2 protein-coding genes are annotated in these 773 nt (G+C 37.4%); one reads left to right on the top strand and one right to left on the bottom strand.

The genetic code is table 11. From position 1 onward, the window contains the following. On the bottom strand, positions 1 to 209 hold a 209-nt coding region (locus AAV90_RS11460; RefSeq protein WP_207642064.1), incomplete at its 3' end, for a helix-turn-helix domain-containing protein. A gap of 78 nt (positions 210 to 287) precedes the next feature. Here AAV90_RS11460 and AAV90_RS11455 point away from each other — a divergent pair. After that, the coding region (locus AAV90_RS11455) for an RNA polymerase sigma factor (RefSeq protein WP_046499232.1) at positions 288 to 773 on the top strand (486 nt) is incomplete at its 3' end.

Below are 773 nucleotides of genomic sequence, written 5' to 3'. Positions count from 1 at the left end.
TCCAGGAACTGTTCCATTTCCTCGGGAGTCATGTCCAGGTATTTATACACTGTTGTTCGGGATAGATCCAAACGCCGGGATATCTGACTTATGTTAAAATGTTTGGCTTTTAGGTCCTGGATATCTAAATACATATTCCACCCTTCTGCTACGTTCATTTCTTCCTCCTCTGCTATGATCAAAGCTGTTTTTATTTCCAGCTCAATCATAGCCTTTTTGGAGGATTGTGGTAAATACTGTTCATTCTTATTTGTTGTTTTCTGTCCAATTTAGTTTAGCGGTTACAGATGGAAGGCGATGAGGATAAAGCCTTTATATTGAATTTATATAAAGACTATTATGGCCTGGTGCGAAAGAACATTTACAATATAACTCGTGATTCGAATCAAATTGAAGATTTAATTAACGATACTTTCATAAAGCTAATAGAAAAGGTGTCTTTAATTCGAAATTTGGACAGTTCCAAAGCCGCAGTTTATGTTGTCTATACTTCCAGAAGTGTAGCGATTAACCATATCAAACACAGAGATATTGAGAAAAAGCATGTTTATCCCGGAGGCGAATTCGATCTGGAGGAAATCCCAAGCCTTGATGACGACATCGAATACAGAATTATTCATCAAGAAGAAATCAAAGAAATGGGGAAGGCCGTATTAAAGCTCCCGGCCAAGCACAAATACCTGCTGTATTTAAAATATATGCTGGGAATGAACGATAAGGATATAGCCGAAATATTAAATATAGCTCCTAACAGTGTACGGCAATATCTGACC

The organism is Syntrophomonas zehnderi OL-4, from assembly GCF_000983115.1.
GTDB classification, from domain to species: Bacteria; Bacillota; Syntrophomonadia; order Syntrophomonadales; family Syntrophomonadaceae; genus Syntrophomonas_B; species Syntrophomonas_B zehnderi.
The sequence above is the reverse complement of the archived record's forward strand: the minus strand, read 5'-3'. Positions and strand labels throughout refer to the sequence as shown.